Annotated in this window: 17 protein-coding genes and 1 pseudogene; 2 read left to right on the top strand and 16 right to left on the bottom strand. The window is 62.8% G+C overall.

Annotated features, from left to right (window positions below; all coding sequences use genetic code 11):
- The first annotated feature begins 97 nt into the window (after positions 1-97).
- The gene (locus AC1VON_RS02070) at positions 98-550 is read left to right on the top strand and encodes a hypothetical protein (protein WP_172352829.1); all 453 of its coding nucleotides are present in this window, start codon (positions 98-100) and stop codon (positions 548-550) included.
- A gap of 369 nt (positions 551-919) precedes the next feature.
- Here the strand turns inward: AC1VON_RS02070 and ftsH are convergent, their stop codons facing one another.
- The 10 genes and pseudogenes from ftsH to ybgC form a co-directional block, all read right to left on the bottom strand.
- Positions 920-2,848 carry an ATP-dependent zinc metalloprotease FtsH gene (ftsH, locus tag AC1VON_RS02075; protein WP_172348136.1) on the bottom strand — a complete coding sequence of 643 codons (1,929 nt, stop codon included), beginning with the start codon at positions 2,846-2,848 and terminating at the stop codon, positions 920-922.
- Between the two features lie 122 nt (positions 2,849-2,970).
- Positions 2,971-4,344, bottom strand: a complete 1,374-nt coding sequence (gene tilS, locus AC1VON_RS02080; protein ID WP_483120261.1) for a tRNA lysidine(34) synthetase TilS — start codon at positions 4,342-4,344, stop codon at positions 2,971-2,973.
- A gap of 58 nt (positions 4,345-4,402) precedes the next feature.
- Positions 4,403-5,518, bottom strand: coding sequence for a tol-pal system protein YbgF (gene ybgF / locus AC1VON_RS02085; protein WP_483120262.1), 1,116 nt, complete (start codon positions 5,516-5,518; stop codon positions 4,403-4,405).
- 223 nt (positions 5,519-5,741) lie between these two features.
- Entirely contained in the window at positions 5,742-6,248 is a 507-nt protein-coding gene (pal, locus tag AC1VON_RS02090) for a peptidoglycan-associated lipoprotein Pal (protein ID WP_172348133.1), read from the bottom strand.
- 159 nt (positions 6,249-6,407) lie between these two features.
- Positions 6,408-6,868, bottom strand: a pseudogene (locus AC1VON_RS02095) (four helix bundle protein).
- A gap of 39 nt (positions 6,869-6,907) precedes the next feature.
- Positions 6,908-8,218 (bottom strand): Tol-Pal system beta propeller repeat protein TolB, encoded by a 1,311-nt coding sequence (tolB, locus tag AC1VON_RS02100; RefSeq protein WP_056575446.1) that lies wholly within the window; start codon positions 8,216-8,218, stop codon positions 6,908-6,910.
- A 42-nt stretch (positions 8,219-8,260) separates the two neighbouring features.
- Positions 8,261-9,418: an energy transducer TonB family protein gene (locus tag AC1VON_RS02105; RefSeq protein ID WP_483120263.1), complete on the bottom strand. Its 1,158-nt coding sequence runs from the start codon at positions 9,416-9,418 to the stop codon at positions 8,261-8,263.
- Positions 9,419-9,425: 7 nt separating this feature from the next.
- The gene (gene tolR / locus AC1VON_RS02110) at positions 9,426-9,878 is read right to left on the bottom strand and encodes a protein TolR (protein ID WP_172348130.1); all 453 of its coding nucleotides are present in this window, start codon (positions 9,876-9,878) and stop codon (positions 9,426-9,428) included.
- A 10-nt stretch (positions 9,879-9,888) separates the two neighbouring features.
- Positions 9,889-10,599, bottom strand: a complete 711-nt coding sequence (tolQ, locus tag AC1VON_RS02115; RefSeq protein WP_172348129.1) for a protein TolQ — start codon at positions 10,597-10,599, stop codon at positions 9,889-9,891.
- A 440-nt stretch (positions 10,600-11,039) separates the two neighbouring features.
- Positions 11,040-11,510: a tol-pal system-associated acyl-CoA thioesterase gene (gene ybgC / locus AC1VON_RS02120; RefSeq protein ID WP_172348128.1), complete on the bottom strand. Its 471-nt coding sequence runs from the start codon at positions 11,508-11,510 to the stop codon at positions 11,040-11,042.
- Between the two features lie 179 nt (positions 11,511-11,689).
- On the opposite strand from ybgC, the gene AC1VON_RS02125 reads away from it, so the two are divergent.
- Positions 11,690-12,940: a glycoside hydrolase family 5 protein gene (locus AC1VON_RS02125; RefSeq protein WP_483120264.1), complete on the top strand. Its 1,251-nt coding sequence runs from the start codon at positions 11,690-11,692 to the stop codon at positions 12,938-12,940.
- Positions 12,941-13,005: 65 nt separating this feature from the next.
- Here the strand turns inward: AC1VON_RS02125 and AC1VON_RS02130 are convergent, their stop codons facing one another.
- The 6 genes from AC1VON_RS02130 to AC1VON_RS02155 all read right to left on the bottom strand — a co-directional run bounded on the left by AC1VON_RS02130 (position 13,006) and on the right by AC1VON_RS02155 (position 17,675).
- Positions 13,006-13,902, bottom strand: coding sequence for a metallophosphoesterase (locus AC1VON_RS02130; RefSeq protein ID WP_483120265.1), 897 nt, complete (start codon positions 13,900-13,902; stop codon positions 13,006-13,008).
- A gap of 156 nt (positions 13,903-14,058) precedes the next feature.
- Positions 14,059-15,096, bottom strand: coding sequence for a Holliday junction branch migration DNA helicase RuvB (gene ruvB / locus AC1VON_RS02135; RefSeq protein WP_010912034.1), 1,038 nt, complete (start codon positions 15,094-15,096; stop codon positions 14,059-14,061).
- 43 nt (positions 15,097-15,139) lie between these two features.
- On the bottom strand, positions 15,140-15,760 hold the full coding sequence (gene ruvA / locus AC1VON_RS02140; RefSeq protein WP_056575421.1) for a Holliday junction branch migration protein RuvA: 621 nt from the start codon (positions 15,758-15,760) through the stop codon (positions 15,140-15,142).
- A 13-nt stretch (positions 15,761-15,773) separates the two neighbouring features.
- Complete coding sequence (ruvC, locus tag AC1VON_RS02145; RefSeq protein WP_056575418.1) at positions 15,774-16,283, bottom strand: crossover junction endodeoxyribonuclease RuvC; 510 nt, start codon at positions 16,281-16,283, stop codon at positions 15,774-15,776.
- Between the two features lie 96 nt (positions 16,284-16,379).
- Positions 16,380-16,913 carry a protease adaptor protein RcdA gene (rcdA, locus tag AC1VON_RS02150; RefSeq protein WP_172348125.1) on the bottom strand — a complete coding sequence of 178 codons (534 nt, stop codon included), beginning with the start codon at positions 16,911-16,913 and terminating at the stop codon, positions 16,380-16,382.
- A gap of 381 nt (positions 16,914-17,294) precedes the next feature.
- Positions 17,295-17,675 carry a hypothetical protein gene (locus AC1VON_RS02155; RefSeq protein WP_172348124.1) on the bottom strand — a complete coding sequence of 127 codons (381 nt, stop codon included), beginning with the start codon at positions 17,673-17,675 and terminating at the stop codon, positions 17,295-17,297.
- Between the last annotated feature and the right edge of the window lie 175 nt (positions 17,676-17,850).

Raw genomic sequence — 17,850 nt, forward strand, 5'->3', positions numbered from 1 at the left:
GGAGGTTTTCTGGGTGAGGCAGAAGATTCTAGTTGAACATAAGAAGAACAAAAAGTATACAAAAGATGTTCAATCTGTACTCGATATGGAGGGTTTGATGTCTGGCTTGAAATTGACGGCGCTGGCTGCAACGACTTTTATTGCCTGGGGTGCCATCCCGGGAAACGCAATGACGATGAAGGAATGCGGCGAGACCTATCGGACCGCCAAGGAAAGCGGTACCCTGAACGGCATGGACTGGAACGCTTTCCGCAAGGATAAATGCGCAACGTCCGCTACGGGAAGTGCCGAGGCGAACACGGCCAAAGCGGCACAACAGCCGAAGAAGGAAGCCAGCGCGGCGACCGCACCCGCCTTAGCGCCGGCTGGCGTGACGTTCCCGACCACGCTCGCGGCCGAATTTCAGGCCGAAAAACCCGCCAAGGCGCGAATGAAGACCTGCCTCCAAGGCTACCATAGCAACAAGGATGCCGGAACGTTGAGCGGCCTCAAGTGGATCCAGAAGGGTGGCGGCTATTACAGCCTGTGCAATGCCAAGCTGAAGACCTGATCGGCAGCAATAGCTCACAAGGCCCACGAGCCGCAAGGTTCGCTGGCTTTTTCTTTGCCGAGCGATCTACACGCGTTTGCGCTGCCCCTCACCTGCCTGCCGGCATCCTCTCCCCGTATAGTGACGGGGAGAGGGGCGCTCGCATCTATAGTTTCGCCAATCACTAGCGCCGCAAAAAAGCGCCAGCGTTGCGGCAAGCTACTTTCTCCCCGTCACTATACGGGGAGAAATGCCCGGCAAGGCAATGAGGGGCGGCGCCGACTTCAACAATTGGCCGGCCTTGGTCCCGGCGTACCACGGCGGTGCCTTCACAAACGAGAACGCCGCGGAGAAGGCCGCGGCGTTTTCTTAAACTCAACAACGTTCTGCTCAGCTCGACGGCTGAGGTTCCATGCCGCCTTCGGGCTCGGGGCCCTTCTTGCGGCGACCACCGGACTTCGGCACGGCCGAGCCACGGCTCGGCGGCGTGTCATCGCCGAGGTCGCGCGAGGGCTTGTTGCCCGCGATCAGCTGCTTGATCTCTTCGCCAGACAGCGTCTCGTATTCGAGCAGGCCTTGCGCCAGCGCGATCCATTCCTTCTTCTTCTTGGTCAGGATGGATTTGGCCGAGACATAGGCCTCGTCGATCAGGCGGCGCACTTCTGCGTCGATGATCTGCGCGGTCTCTTCCGAGATGTTCTGCGTGCGCGCCACCGAATGGCCGAGGAACACCTCTTCCTGGTTGTCGCCATAGGCGACATGGCCGAGCTTGTCGGAGAAGCCCCAGCGCGTGACCATGGCGCGCGCCAGCTTGGTCGCCTGCTCGATGTCCGAGGAAGCGCCCGAGGTGATGTTCTCCTTGCCGAACTTGAACTCCTCGGCGACGCGGCCGCCCATCATGATGGCGAGGCGCGAGATCATGTACTTGTAGCTCATCGAATAGCGGTCGCCTTCCGGCAACTGCATGACCATCCCGAGCGCGCGGCCACGCGGGATGATGGTGGCCTTGTGCAGCGGGTCGGCCGACGGCACGTTGAGCGCCAGGATGGCGTGGCCGGCCTCGTGATAGGCGGTCAGCTCCTTCTCGGCCTGGGTCATGGCCGACGAGCGACGCTCGGCGCCCATCATGATCTTGTCCTTGGCGTCCTCGAACTCGGCCATGGTGACGAGGCGCTTGTTGCGCCGCGCCGCCATCAGCGCGGATTCGTTGACCAGGTTCATCAGGTCGGCACCGGAGAAGCCCGGCGTGCCGCGCGCGACGACCTTGAGGTCGACATTGGGCGCCAGCGGAACGTTGCGCACATGCACCTTGAGGATCTTCTCGCGGCCGACGATGTCGGGGTTCGGCACCACCACCTGGCGGTCGAACCGGCCCGGACGCAACAGCGCCGGATCGAGCACGTCGGGACGGTTGGTGGCCGCGATCAGGATGATGCTTTCGTTGGATTCGAAACCATCCATCTCGACCAGCAACTGGTTCAGCGTCTGCTCGCGTTCGTCATTGCCGCCGCCGAGGCCGGCGCCGCGATGGCGGCCGACGGCATCGATTTCGTCGATGAAGATGATGCAGGGCGCATTCTTCTTGGCCTGGTCGAACATGTCACGCACACGGGATGCGCCGACGCCGACGAACATCTCGACGAAGTCCGAACCGGAAATGGTGAAGAACGGCACGTTGGCTTCGCCGGCGACCGAGCGGGCAAGCAGCGTCTTGCCGGTGCCGGGAGGGCCGACCAGCAGCACGCCGCGCGGAATCTTGCCGCCGAGGCGCTGGAACTTCTGCGGGTCGCGCAGGAACTCGACGATCTCTTCCAAATCTTCCTTGGCCTCATCGACGCCGGCGACGTCCTGGAAGGTGACGCGTCCATGCGCCTCCGTCAGAAGCTTGGCCTTCGACTTGCCAAAACCCATGGCGCGCCCGGATCCGGATTGCATCTGGCGCATGAAGAATATCCAGACGCCGAGGATGAGAATCATCGGCAGCCACGAGATCAGGTAGCCGAACAGCGAATTGGAACCGTCGGTTTCAGGCCGAGCATTGATGGTGACGTTCTTGTCCTGCAGCCGCGACACCAGCTGGGGATCGCCGGGCGAATAGGTCTGGAAGCCGCTGGAATTGTCGGTGTAGGTGCCGGTGATGCGGGCCCCCGCGATGGTCACCGTCTTGACCCGGCCGGCCGCGACATCCTGCAGGAACTGCGAATAAGGCACATCGCTCGAAGCCCCACGCGTCTGCGGCGTCTGGAACAGATTGAAGAGAGCGATGAGCAGGACCGCTATGATCGCCCAGAGCGCGAGGTTGCGATAGTTCGGATTCATCAATTGTCCCGTTGGTGTCCGCGGACGGACAGCATCATGAGAGGAAACTTGGGCCTAACATAGGGAGAGCGCCTCCCCTTGCCAAGCAGAACAGCACGTCTGGGTTAAGCTTTCGACCACCATCAGCCGGCACTGTGGCTGCTGAAAGGCGGGGCGGGAAGCGGTGGCGCGCCGATCAGTTCGGCAACGGCCCGCGCCGGCGCCAGATCGAAGGACGGCAGGAAGCGGGCAAAGGGAGCAACGACCGGCCGCACCGCGAACCCTTGGCGGACCGGCTCGTCGCCTCGCGGTCCAGCGTTTTCAACGGCTTGCCGCAACGTCGGTTCAGCGGCACACGCGGCGCGCATCAGGCTTTGCGGTGTCTCTCCCTTGGCGATTGCCAGCCGTCTCGTCGCCGCGCTCCCCAACGGTGCGATCAACAATGCGCCGGAACTGTCGTCCAATGTGATGTGGCGGCGGCCATCCCAGATGGTGTTGTCGATGGCCGTGGCGGTGGGCGGCAAGCCCCTTGTCTCGCGCCGCAGGAAGATGCCGGCGCGCCGGAAATCGACCACGGTCCGCGACAATGTGGCGCAAAGGAATCCGGCCTTCAACCGGCCGAACAGCGCCTCGCTGCGCGCCTGGTCCGGAAGAAAGGCGACGCCTCCAGCGGTGGCCAGCAAGATACGCAACGCGTAGATGGCCGCCCGGTCGTCGCCGGCCGAAAGCAGGCGCGGGTCGAGGCGGATGAGACCCGTGGTCGGCTGGCTGGCGAAGCGATGGATCAGATCGGCGGCGCCTTCGCCAATCTGCCTGCGTTCGACAGCCGCCTGGTTGGCCAGCGCCAGCGCATCGTCCATACGCCGAAAACTGTCACCGGCAAGCGAGGCACGCATCCGCGGCCGCTCGAAGGCCTCGTCGATGTTGGTAGGGTCCTCGGCCCAGCCGATATGTTCACGCCGCAGGAAATCGCGAAGCGCCTCGCGCCGCGTGCCCAGCAGCGGGCGAACGATCCATTCGCGCCAGTCATAGAGGGTGGCCGGTGCCATGCCGGCAAGCCCACGGCCTGCCATTTCGGCAAACTCCCGGGGCTCATCCCGCGCCTGCCGCATCAGCACCGTCTCGGCCTGGTCATCGGCCGTATGGCCGGTCACGATCAGGCCGATGCCATGCGCGCGCCCCGCCTCTGCAAGCAGCCGATAGCGCGCTTCGCGCGCCGCCGCCGGCAGGCCGGCCGATGGTTTGCTTCCGACCCAGACCATGGTGCGGTGGGCAATGCCGCGCCCGGCGCACAGCTGCGCCACGGCTTGCGCCTCGAGCGCCGAACCGTGCCGGAGGCCATGGTCGACCGTCACGGCCAGTAGCCTCACGGAGGGCGCGGTTCGGTCAAGATGCTGTTTGAGGAGGAGGAGCAGGGCGGTCGAGTCGCTGCCGCCGGACACGGCCGCAACGGCGCCGCGGGTAAAATCGATATGCGAAAAAAGTCTGGTCGAAAGATCAGGCTCGGTCTCGAGCATCAACGCGTGTCGCCAAAAAGTGGTCCCGGTTCCGGGGATAGGACATGCGGGAGAAAAATCAGCAAGCAGCCAGGGCTTTCTCCTGCTTGACCCGTTCCTTGAGCGCATTGGAGATATCGGGGTAGCGCTTGCCGACCTCGCTGAAGGTAGCGCAGGCGACGTCGTGCTGCTTGAGGCCGACCAGTGACACGCCAAGCTTCAAAAGCATGTCGGGTGCCTTCTTGGCCTTGGGGTAGTCCTTGCTGGCGGCGAGGAAGACCTCGGCCGCGTCGCGGTATTTCTGCTGGCCAAGCAGCGATTCACCCAGCCAATAATGCGCGTCCGCCGTCTTCGCATCGCGGGGGAAGCGAGAAATATGATCGCGAAAACCCTGTTCGGCGGTGCTGTAGTCGCCCGACAGGATGAACTGGTAGGAATTGCGGTAAAGTTCTTCCGGGTCGTTGGTGGAAGGCAGTGCTGCAACCACCGTGCCGTCGGACTTGCCGGCCTTGGCCGGTGCGCCGGCGGCCGGGGCGGTGTCTTGCGCCGGCGCGGTTGCCTGGGTGTTGCCGCTGGCGTCGATCACATTGCCGTTCTTGTCGACGGTGATCGAACCAAAGGTCTTTTCCGGCGCTCCCGTGCCGGGGATCACCTTGCCGGGATCGCCATCGGGTGATTCGACGATGACATCCTCAACCGTCTTGCCGCCGCTCGACTGATCGCTGCCGGTGGCGGCGCCGGCATCAGCCGGCGCCTGGGTTGCCGGGGCCGCGGCCACGTCGGTGTTGGTGTCGGTGGTGGCGTCGGACTTCTTCTTCGGTGCCGCCGGTGCCTGTCCGCCCTGCGAGCCGCCTTCCAGCTGCTGGAAGCGGAACTCGTTGTCTTCCTGCTGCTTGCGGATTTGCTCCTGCATCTGCAGGACCTGGAAATTCAGTTCCTCGATCTTGCCGTTCATCTGCCGCAGTTGGTCTTCCAGGCTGGTGACGGCAGTAGGATCGGACTGCACCATCTGGACCTGATCCGGCTTCTTCTTTTCACCGAAAAGCCTGGGCAGCTCGATGCTGGGCAGATGGAAGGAAAAGCCGCTGTCGGTTGATTGCCCCGTGCCGCTGGCCCCCAGGCCACTAGCCGGGGCGGTGACGCCTGATAGGAGCAGCAGCGCAAGCGTGCCGCTCAGAACCGATCTCAAATGCATGTGCCTCTCGCCGTGTGTCGTTAGTCTTTTCGCGCCTTCCAACCACAGTGGGACCAGCCAAGCGCCCTCGGCTCATAGCAGGGCCCGAGACTTCGGCCAAATTTTGTTTCAGGTGTCCAGATATGAAAAAGGCGGCCCGAGGGCCGCCTTTCGCAAGGGTGTGTTGTATTTTTGTCGCTCGACAGCGGCGCATCTCGCAACGCGCCGATCGGATGTATCCGACTCAGGAGCCGGCGCCGCTGAGCGTGGTGACCGCGCGGCGATTCTGCGACCAGCACGAGATGTCGTCGCAGACAGCGACAGGACGCTCCTTGCCGTAGGAAATGGTCTTCAGGCGGCTGGAAGCCACGCCCTTGGAGACCAGGAAGTCGCGGGTGGCGGCGGCGCGGCGGGCACCGAGCGCCAGATTGTATTCGCGCGTGCCGCGTTCGTCGGCATGGCCTTCCACGACGATGGCATACTGCTTGTACTGGTTCAGCCACTGCGCCTGGCGCGAAAGCGTCTGCTGTGCGTCAGCCCTGATCGAGGTCGAGTCCGTATCGAAGAAGATGCGGTCGCCGATATTGACGGTGAAGTCCTGCGCCGAACCAGGCGTTGCAGCACCGGCGCCGTTGAGGCCAAGCTCAGCGGCGTTGTTCGGAGTCTTCTTGGAGGCGCAACCGGTGATGGCGAGCATCGCCACCAGCGCGATCATGACCGGGTTTGTGGTAAGTGCTGCGATACGGCCCATGCCGCCTCTCCTTCGTATTGCGAGTGATCGTATTCGAGTGATTTCGTTGATCACCCAGTAACCACGTTTGGGTTAACCGGCATTCAAGAAACACGGTTAAAAATTGGTTTAGCTGCCCGTCCGCAACCTCTTTGATCCGGGCCACAGTTGGCGCGGACCCTAGGCGGAAATGCGGCCAAAACGCGACCAATGCATGGAAAATGAGGAATTGGAGAACTGGCGAATTGAAGAACTGAAGAGACAAATCACTTCAGCTTCTCTCAGATTCACCAGCATTTCGTAGATCTGGGAATAGGATTGCAGCCATTCATCCAGCTGCGCCTGCGTGATGTACCCAAGGTCAAATGCGTAAGAGATCCACGTCTCGACCTCGCCGCATGACCCCAAGGCCATTGAAATGACCGCGCGAATTCGGCTTTGGAGTGGGTCTGCTTGGCAAATCCCTCCGCCAACTTGGCGCAGATTCCCTTGCTGGAACGACGCAACTGATCGGCCAGCGCGTATTGCTCAATCTGCGGGAAAGCGAGCGTAGCTTTATGTACGTCAAGAGAAACCGCATAAGCGCGCTTATAGACTTCCAGATCCTTCGCACGCTTTATGTAGCTGCCTGCCTTCTCCATCTCTTCAATTCTTCAATTCCTCAATTCTCCATTTCCCTCTTATTCCAGCAACGGCGACCAGGCCGGGTCGGACGCGAAGTTCGCGGTCGGGATAGGCTGTTCGTTGCGGCCGGTGAGATCGACCGAAACCAGTTTCGGTCCGCCATTGGCGTCGCGGAAGAACATCAAGACGCGGCCATTCGGCGCCCAGGTCGGCCCTTCCTGCTGGAAGCCGGACGACAGGATGCGCTCGCCCGAACCGTCGGTCTTCATGACACCGATCTGGAATTCGCCGCCGGTCTGCTTGGTGAAGGCGATGAGATCGCCGCGCGGCGACCACACCGGCGTCGAGTAGACGCCATCGCCGAAGGAGATGCGGGTCTGGCCCGAGCCATCGGCGCCCATCACATAGATTTGCGCGCGGCCGCCGCGGTCGGAGGTGAACACCACCTTGCTGCCGTCCGGCGAATAGGAGGGTGAGGTGTCGATGGCGGTCGAGTTGGTCAACCGCGTCGTCGAGCGGCTGCGCAGGTCCATGGCGAAGATGTTGGAATTGCCGTCGTCGCGCAGCAAGCTCATGATCACCTTCTGGCCGTCGGGCGAGAAGCGCGGCGCAAACGTCATGCCGGGGAAATTGCCAACCAGTTCGCGCTGTCCGGTTTCGATCTGCAGGAGATAGACGCGCGGCTGGCCGCTCTCGTAGGACATATAGGTGATTTCCTGCCGGTTCGGCGAGAAACGCGGTGTCAGCACGATCGACCGGCCGTCGGAGAGATAGCGGACATTGGCGCCGTCCTGGTCCATGATGGCGAGGCGCTTCTTGCGCGCATTCTTGGCGCCGGACTCGTCGATGAACACCACACGCGTGTCGAAATAGCCTTTCTCGCCGGTCAGCCGCTCGTAGATGGCGTCGGCTATGATGTGGGCGACGCGCCGCTGGTTGGCGTCATTGGCGAAGAACTGCTCGCCCGCCATCTGCTGGCCGGCAAAAGTGTCCCAAAGCCGGTACTGGGCGCGAATACGGCCGTCGGCTTCCTTGCTGACGCTGCCGGTGACCAGCGCCTGCGCGTTGATCACCTTCCAGTCGTCGAAGCGGGGGGCGGCATCCGGATTGGTGATCTTCTCGATGAAGGCGCTCTTGTCGATCGGCGCGAACAGGCCGGAGCGTTTCAAATCGGCGGTGACGATCTGGGAAATCTGGGCGCCAAGCGCATCGCCGCCCTGGAAATCGGTGATCGCGATCGGCAGCGGCTCGACATTGCCCTTGTTGACGTTGAGCTCGACGAGCGCCAGCGCCGGTAGCGTGCCGGCTGCCGTCATGCCCATGGCCATGGCTGCTATCATCAGGAGCGGCTTGAGGATTGATTTCATGTCTTCTCGCTTCTCATACTGATTTTTTTCGGATGTCAGGGCCTAGAGGCCCAGCATCTCTCTTGGATCGAACGTGACGCGGATGTCGTTCCAGATGTCTTGCTTGCCGGCGGGAACCTGCAGGCCGGCCACGTCGCATTTCTGAACCGCGCGAACCGCGCTTTCATCGAACTGCCGATTGCCGCTCGACTTTTCGACCGATGGGCGACCGTCGAGCTTGCCTGAGTTGTCCAGGTTGAAGCGCACGACGACGACGAAATTCTCCGAGCCTTCCAGTCCAACCGGCAATGTCCAGCAACCGCCCAACTGGCTTTCCAGGGCGCCCTGCTCCGACCTCGACAGCTTCTGGCCCTGATCCTTGTCGCCGCCGAGCGAGGCCTGCTGCGTCGAGCGCTTGGCGCCGCCGCCGGATGGCTTCTGCTTGTCGAGCAGCGCGGAGATTTCGTTGGCGTTGAACTGCTTGTCGTCTGATTTCGGTTTCGACGAGGCTTCCTTGACCGGCTTGTCGGCATTCTTGCGATCTGGCGCCTTGGCGCTTTCAGCCGGTGTCGGCTGCGGTTTCGGCCGTGCTTCCGGCGCCGGCGCCGAGCTCGGCAACTGCGTCTCTTCGGTAGGCGGATCCTTGGCTATGGCCTCGGCGACGGCATCCGGCTTGACCTCGGGCGTCGGGTCGATGGCGGCGGTCTTGTCCTGCGGCGGCGGGGTCGGTGCCGGCTTGGCCGGCGTGGGCTTGGGCTCCGTCTGCTTGACCGGCTCGGGCTTCACCTCTTCCTTGGGCTGCGGCGCCGGCGCCACTTCCGTCGCCGGAGTGGGTTTGGGCTTCTCCTGCGGCTTCGGCACGTCCTCGGTCTTCGGGATTTCCTTCGGCGTCGGCGCGGGCGGCGGAGCCGAGGTCGTGTCGACGGGCTTCGGCTTGGCCTCCGGCGTTATCGGCTTGTCGGTGTCGACGCTGTTTTCACCAACCTTCTGGGCGGCCGGGACGATGTCGGGACGCTGCGTCGGCAGCGGCGCCGGCTTCTCATGCATCACGGCCTTCTTGTCGCCCTGCAAGGTCTGCGCAATGGCTTCCATCGGCACGATGTCGACCGCGACCGACTCGACATCGGCGGACGGCAGCGCGGCCGGCGCCGACAGGGTGAACAGGCCGAAGGCCAGCACCGCCGTATGCAGTATCACCGATGTGGTGAGGCCGGTCTTCATCTCGCGTCTATTGATCCTGTTCCTGGAGCGAAACCAGGCCGATATTCTTGTAGCCAGCAGCCGAAATACGGGCCATCACCTTCATCGCCGTGCCATAGTCGGTGGCCTTGTCGCCACGGATGAAGATGCGTTCCTCGTAGCCGGTCTTGGAGATCGCCTGCAGCTTGGCCACCAGTTCCTCGATCGGAATCTCGGTTTCCTGGAGATAGATCTGGCCGGCGGCATTGATCGAGACAGTGATCGGCTGCGTGTCGGCATTCATGGCCTTGGCCTGTGTGTCGGGCAGGTCGATCGGCACGCCGACCGTGAGCATCGGCGCCGCGACCATGAAGATGATCAAAAGCACCAGCATGACGTCCACCATCGGCGTGACGTTGATCTCCGACATCAGCCCATGGTGGCGGCCGCGCCGCCTGTGGCCGCGCCCGCCGCGTCCCGCCATGCCTACGGACATACCCATCAGTTACTCCTCAGGCCTTCGGCGCGACTTTTTCATCGATTTGGCGCGAGAGTATGGCGGAGAACTCGTCGGAGAACCCTTCCATGCGCACAGCGATCTTGCTCGCATCCGATGACAGCTTGTTATAGGCGATGACCGCCGGGATGGCGGCGAGCAGGCCGATCGCCGTCGCCAGCAGCGCCTCGGCGATGCCGGGCGCAACCACCGCGAGGCTGGTGTTCTTGGAGCCGGCAATGGCCTGGAACGAGGTCATGATGCCGATGACGGTACCGAACAGGCCGATGAAGGGGGCGGCCGAACCGGTGGTGGCGAGGAAGCCGAGGCGCCCCTCCAGCTTCTCCATCTCGCGGGTCAGCGCCAGGTCCATCGCCTTGTCGATGCGGGTCTGCAGGCCGAGCGGCGTCTTGGCGCCCTTCTCGAAGCTCTTCTTCCACTCGCGCATGGCGGCGACGAAAATGGCGCCCATGCCTGACGTCTTGCGGTCGGCGAGCGTGCGGTAGAGCTCCTCCAGCGACTGCCCGGACCAGAAGACCTGCTCGAATCGGTTCAGCGCCAGCCGCATGCGGCCATAGGAAACCAGCTTGTCGATGATGATCGCCCAGGTCCAGACCGAGGCGCAAAGCAGGCCGATCATGACCAGCTTGACCACCCAGCTGGCCTGCATGAACAGCGCCCAAATCGACAATTGCGCGCCCGGATCGGCGAGTGCGATATTTTCCATCGTTACGTCCTTAAGATTTCCGGGCGAAGCTGGCGGCTGGCCCCTGGCATCCCTTGTGGTCGGTTCGCACGAAGCTACCGGACACCCCAAACCGTGCCGTTAGCGGCCTTTTCAGGGCAAATATTGGTGAAAGGAAGGCGTTGGATGGCGCCAATCTTCACCAATCTCTTCATGAACCGTTATGGTTAAGGATGGGTTTAAGGATGGGTTAGTGAATTAGGCGCGGCGCATTGCCGCGCCCATCAATCACCGAGACCGGCCTGGCCAACTCATCCGCCGCCAAAGGTGGGTTGAGATTCAGGTCAGGCCGAGTCGAAAACGGCTGACACCGAGAACCGGAGCGGAGCGTACTTTTGGGTACGTAAGCTCAGTTCTACTGCGACGCAGTAGAACGGGGAAGCGCAGGTATCAGTCGTTTGCAGGCCGGCATCACCTGAATATCAGCCCACCTTGGGCATGAAGGCCGCTACCCATTCCTTGGGAAAGCGTCTCGGCCGGCCATTCTCGCCAATGATCGCCGCCTCGACCCTGGCCTCGACCAGCACCTCGTCGCCGCGCTTGAGCTGCTGCGCCATGAAGATGCGCGCGCCGGAAATGGTGTCGGTGCGGGTGTCGACGGTCAGGATGTCATCGATGCGGGCGGGGATGCGGAAGTCGATCTCCATGCGGCGCACCACCCAGACGATCTTCTCGCCATGCTTGCCGTCGGCGAGTTCGGTGTGATGCACGCCGGTGAGCCTGAGATAATCGGAGCGGCCGCGCTCGAGGAATTCGAGATAGCGCGCATGGTAGACGACGCCCGAGAAATCGGTGTCGGCATAATAGACCCGCGCCATCAGCCGATGGCCAAACGTCGTCAGCGCGCCGGAAAGGCCGGCCAGCAGCGTCGCCGATTCACCATGATCGCCCATTGCGCTTCCTTTTTCAGTCGCGGCGAGGCACCAGTTCCGCGCGTGACCTAGAGCATGATCCCGAAAAGTGGAAACCGGTTTTTTCGGACAAACGGTTTCCGTTTGTCCAGAGACCATGCTCCAGAAAGAAATAGATCAGGAAGACGGTTCAACCAAACGTCATCCTGATCTGACATCGGATGGCACTGTTGACGGCGATGATCAAGAGTTTGATGGCGGCGCTGCTGGTGCTGGCGGCCTTGGCGGTGCCCGGCCAGGCTGCGACATTTGCTATGAAGCGCGGCCTCAATCTCGACCAGTGGGTCACCTGGCCGGGCGAGGATCAGTGGAGCGATGCCAAGGCCATACTGCCCTATCCGGAATGGCGCAAATTCCTCAAGGAGGACGATCTCAAGGCGCTCAAGGAGGCGGGCTTCGATTTCCTGCGCATGCCGGTCGACCCCTCGCCTTTCCTGTCCGACCAGACAACGGCGTTGCGTGACGACCTCTATGCCGGCGTGCTGGACTCGGTGCGCATGATCAACCGCGCCGGCCTCAAGGTGATCGTCGACATGCACCTGATCCCGGCCGGCGGCAGCCGCAAGATCGGCATGGCCGAGGTGATGGACGATCCGCGGACCTTCGACAGCTATGTCGACATGATACGCAAGATGGCCCGCACCCTGGCCGGCGAGGATCCCGAGAAGGTTGCCTTCGAGCCGATGAACGAACCGATCGTCGATTGTGACAGCGCCGGCACCAGCCTGTGGCCGGACCGCCAGCGGAAATTGTTCGCCGCGGCGCGATCGTCGGCGACGAAGCTGACCCTGGTGCTGACCGGCGCCTGCTATTCCGCCGCCTCGTCCCTGGAGAAGATCGATCCGAAGGAGATTCCCGACGACAACGTCATCTGGACCTTCCATTCCTATGATCCATTCCTGCTCACCCACCAGGGTGCGACCTGGGCCGGCGACTTCATTCCCTATGTGACAGGCCTGCCCTATCCGCTGACGTCAGTGCCCAAGGCGCAGCTAGACGTGACGCTGGACACCATCCGCGCCCGCATCAAGGCCGAGGCGCCGTGGACACGGCAGAGCGGCCTGCTTGCATATCTCGACGAGCAGGTCGCCAGCATGGACAGTCCCGCCAAGCTGCTTGGTCTGATGGATGCGCCCTTCAGCAGGGTCGAGGCGTGGGCCAAGGCCAACGGCATCAAGCCGGAAAACATCACGCTGGGCGAGTTCGGCATGATCCGCCAGGAATACGGCAATGCCTATGTGATGCCGGCCGAATACCGCGCCGCCTATGTCAAGGACATGATCGCGCGCGCCGAGGCGCGTGGTTTCTCATGGTCGGTGTGGAGTTATGGCGGCGCCTTCGGCATCGTCGACGCCTTCAACGGCGACAAGGCCGAGCCGGACGTGATGGATGTGATCCGGTCACTTCACTAGGGCAATTCCGGGAAAATGCTTTCCTGGGAATTGCGTTAAAACAAAGAGTTAGTGCTGTATTCAAGTCAACCGAGGTCGATCTGCAGGATTTCCGGCCTCATGCCGAAACGCACCGGCATGATGCTGAAGCCGAGCCCGCCCGAGACGATCAGATTGCGGTCGTTCTCGACGACATGGCCATAGGCATAGCGATTGCCGAAGCGCGACGGCACGACGGGCGAATAGCCGAACAGCCGCACCTGCCCGCCATGGGTATGGCCCGACAGGGTCAGCGAGACGCGCCATGGCACGGTGGGAAAAATATCCGGCTCATGGGCGAGCAGGATGACAGGCGCGCTGTCACCGACCTTGGCCAGCGTGCCGTCGAGATCGTCGAGCCCCTTGCACGGGTCGCCCTTCCTGGCCGGCAGCAACGCCAGTTGGTCGGCCAGGCCGGCGATCCAGACGCCATGGCCATCCTTCTCCAGGCGCACGACATCGTTCTCCAGCACCGGGATGCCGACCTTCTCCAAGGCCTTGCGTGCTATGATCGGCCCGGCTCCGGCGCGCTGCGCGAAGCCATCGCTCCACCAATCGTGATTGCCAAGGATCGACAGCACGCCGAGCGGCGCCTTGAGGCCCGACAGCGCGGACGCCCATTGCGACGGCGTAACCGGCCCCGTCACCAGGGGCATGCCCGCAGTATAGTCGCCAAGCAGCACGATCAGGTCGGGCTGCAACGCGTTCGCATCGTCAACGAGCGAGGCAATTCGTTCCTGCGTCATCCAGGGCCGGCAGGCATGGATGTCGGCAAATGCCACGACCCGCAGCTTCAGGCCATCAGGCCAGTGCGGCGGCGTCAGGGCATAGCGCTTCACATGCGCCAGCAGCATCGGCTCGATGCCGACCGCATAGGCGCCAAGCGCGACAGCAGTCAGGAAAGACCCGCCGATGAAGCGCAGGAACCCGCGTCTGGTTATCATTCCGTGGCTCCGGCACATGCACCGCGGCGGCATGCCGCGAGACAGCGCCGATAAAATCCACGATTGCGCCGGCAAATCGGCAAAGGCGAGCAGATTTCGCGCATTCACGGATGCTTGATCGCTGGACCGGGAACCAGCGCCTGATGGCCTGCGTCCCTACTCTTCCTGGAACAGGTTGATCTGCTGCTGCGCCAGGTCCTTCGGCGCGTCGAGGCCGAGATGGCGCCAGGCATTGGCCGTCAGCATGCGGCCGCGCGGCGTGCGCTGGATGAAGCCCTGCTGGATCAGATAGGGCTCGATGATGTCCTCGATGGCGTCGCGCGGCTCCGACAGGCCGGCCGCGATCGTCTCGATGCCGACCGGTCCACCGCCGAAATTGCGCGCGATCATGGAGAGGTAGCGGCGGTCGAGCGCGTCGAGGCCGAGCGCGTCGACCTCCAGCCGTGTCAGCGCCTCGTCGGCGATCAGGCGATCGACGTGACCGTCGCCGGCGACCGAGGCGAAATCGCGCACGCGGCGCAACAGCCGTCCGGCGATGCGTGGCGTGCCGCGCGCGCGCCGCGCGATCTCCAGCGCGCCATCGTCGCCGAGCGGCATCTGCAGGATGCGGGCGCCGCGCCGCACGATCTGCTCCAGCTCTTCGACCGTGTAGAAGTTGAGCCGCACCGGAATGCCGAACCGGTCGCGCAGCGGATTGGTGAGCAGGCCAAGCCGCGTGGTGGCCGCGACCAGGGTGAAACGGGCAAGGTCGATCTTGACCGAACGCGCCGCCGGGCCCTCGCCGATGATCAGGTCGAGCTGGAAATCCTCCATCGCCGGATAGAGGATTTCCTCCACCGCCGGGTTCAGCCGATGGATCTCGTCGATGAACAGCACGTCGCCTTCCTCGAGATTGGTAAGCAGTGCGGCAAGATCGCCGGCCTTGGCGATGACCGGACCGGATGTGGAGCGGAAATTGACGCCAAGTTCGCGCGCCATGATCTGCGCCAGCGTCGTCTTGCCCAGCCCCGGCGGCCCGACGAACAGCACGTGGTCGAGCGCCTCGTTACGGCCCTTGGCGGCCTCGATGAACACTTTGAGATTGGCCCGCACCGCCGCCTGGCCGACAAAGTCGGCAAGCGTTTGCGGCCGCAAGGTCTGGTCGGCATCCTCGCCGCGTTTTTCCGGAGCAATGAGACGGGGCGAAAGGCTCATGCTGCCTTCCTCGCATAAGGCAGAGGACCGGACAAGCGAGCCCTCACCGCGCCAGTTCCTTCAGCCCGAAGCGGATCAGCTTCGAGGCGTCCGCGTCCTCGCCCGCCGTCTTCAGCGCCGCGGCAACCGCATTGGCAGCGGTGTCGCGCGAGTAGCCGAGATTGACCAGCGCCGAAACCGCGTCGGTGATCGGCGCGGCTGCCACGCCTTCGCCGAGCTCCTGCTTCAGGCCGATGGTCCCGGAGGCCGAACCCGCATAGGCCGGCGCCTTGTTCTTCAATTCGGTGACGATGCGCTCGGCCACCTTCTTGCCGACGCCTGGGGCGCGGGAAACCATGGCGATGTCGCGCAGCGCGATCGCATTGGCGAGGTCGGCCGGCGCCAATGTCGACAGGATGGCCAGCGCCACCTTGGCCCCTACGCCCTGCACATTGCTCATCAACAGCCGGAACCATTCGCGCTCGAGCGCCGACTGGAAGCCATAAAGCCGGATCATGTCCTCGCGCACATAGGTCTCGATGAACAGCACCACCGCCTCGCCGGGCGAAGGCAGCGCGGCCAGCGTGCGCGCCGAGCAATAGGCGACGTAGCCGACGCCATGGACGTCGACGAGGCAATGATCCTCGTCGATCTCGTCCAGCGTGCCCTTGAGCTTGCCGATCATTTCCAACAGCCTCTCATGACGCAAGCGCCATCCGATAGGCGGCGCTCTGCCGGTGATGCGCGTGGCAAATCGCGATGGCCAGCGCGTCGGCGGCATGTTCGGTATCGAAGGTCGCCTTCGGCAGCAGCACCTTCACCATCATGTGGATCTGCTTCTTGTCGCCATGGCCGACGCCGATCACCGCCTTCTTGACAGCATTGGGCGCATATTCGGCGACGACGAGGCCGGCCCGCGCCGGCACCAGCATGGCGATGCCGCGCGCCTGGCCGAGCTTCAGCGTCGCCACGGCATCCTTGTTGACGAAGGTCTGTTCGACGGCAGCCTCATGCGGCATTGCCGCATGCAGGACTTCGGCGAGCCCGTCATGCAATTGGCATAGCCGCGTCGCCAGCGCCGCCTTGTCCTCGGAGCGCACGGTGCCGGAGGCGACGAAGCGCAAGGAATTGCCGAGGCTCTCGACGATGCCCCATCCGGTGCGCCTGAGCCCCGGATCGATGCCAATGATGCGAATCGCGTCCCCCATTCGGTAACTTTACCCCTTGGGCGGACAGCGATGCCAGCGAAATGTGAACAAACCGGAAACAGTGACCTGTCGAGCCGGAAAAAATTCCGAAGTCGCCTAGTTGCGGGCGAACGCCGTATTGAGCAGGCTGATCTGATCCGAAACCGGATTGGGCCGGCGGCTCAACGGCTGCATGTCGACCACGGAGCCGTCGCCGTATATTTCGTCATCCATGCGGCGCACCAGTGCCTGCAGGCGAAGCGAGCGGTTGACGAGGTCGAGGAAATCCTCGGGCAGTTCGGCCCAGCCGGCGGCTTCGTCATGCGCGGAAGCGGTATCGAGGCGGACCTTGGATTTTTCCGACGCAACCTGGTCCCGGGTCATTTCACCCGAATTCGCCGCGCGCTGCAAAAGCAGCCAGGAGGCAACCTGCATCAGCCTGGTGGTCAGCCGCATTGATTCGGCCGCGTAGAGCGTGGCCGCCAGCCGCGACAGTTTCTTGGCCTCGGCGCGGCCCTTGCCATCGAGATATTCCGCCGCCTGTTCGACCAGTCCCATGCCTTCCTGGTAAAGCGGTTTGAAGGAGTGCGAAAAAACCCGGCGTTCCGCCAGCTTCACGGTTTTCGCACTGCCCTTCGAAGGCTCGTTCATTGATACGCCCCTGCACTTGCGACCGGTCGATTCGGCTCACTGCCGATACACCCGGCACCCTATATAACTGAAGCTTGAAAATGCGCTTCGCAGGGGGTGAAGGCAAGCACATGTTTAACAGAAGGTTAACAGCCATCCGCCGCGCGAGGTGCCGCCGGAATGCGGACAAAAAAAGAGCCGCGGATAAGGCGGCTCTCAGGAGTTTAACAGGGAGGCGTCAAACAAAGTGGCTCCAACCACTCGGTAAGAATCCAGATCACTGGATGCACATAGTAAACGCCTGTAAAGCTTAATGAACCTTTAACAGCCCCGAAGTTTTTTGATCGAACACCCGATTCCTGTGCCGTAACAGCACAGGCCGGAGGTCAGTTCCCGCCCTGCTCAGGCCTTCTTCCAGACCACCGGCAGGGAGATGAAGGCAAACAGAAGCATGCCTGCATAGAAGCCGATCGAAGCGATCCCCAGCAGAGGTTCGATTGCCGGATTGCCGGCAAGCAGGATGTAGAGGCCGATCATAAGCCCGATCCCGCTGATTGCCGTCAGCCAGAAGTGAACGACGGCGATCATCTTTTGCCCGACAGCCGGAAACAGATGATAGAAGAAGGCAAAGACCGCCGACATCAGCCAGCCGGCCACCATCGTGTGGGCGTGGGTTGGCATCTGGCCATGGTCTTCGCTGATGGCCATGTGAATGCCGAGCGCCATGCCGCACAGTGAATAGATGATGGCCAGCGTAAAGAAATTCCGTGCTACCCCTTGCATGCTTGTCCCCTCGAATTGCCTTTTCCCGTTTTCGGGAATGGGTTGATCGTCAGGCGATTTCTGTCGCCACCGGGCTTCCGGCTCGGCGCACTAGCATCGGCAATGTTTCTGGACGATGTCGCGCCGCCCCCTCCCGCACTTTTCACGATAGCAGAAAATGAACCGCGCATCGGTG

It is taken from the genome of Mesorhizobium sp. HAY1-8B (assembly GCF_056868045.1).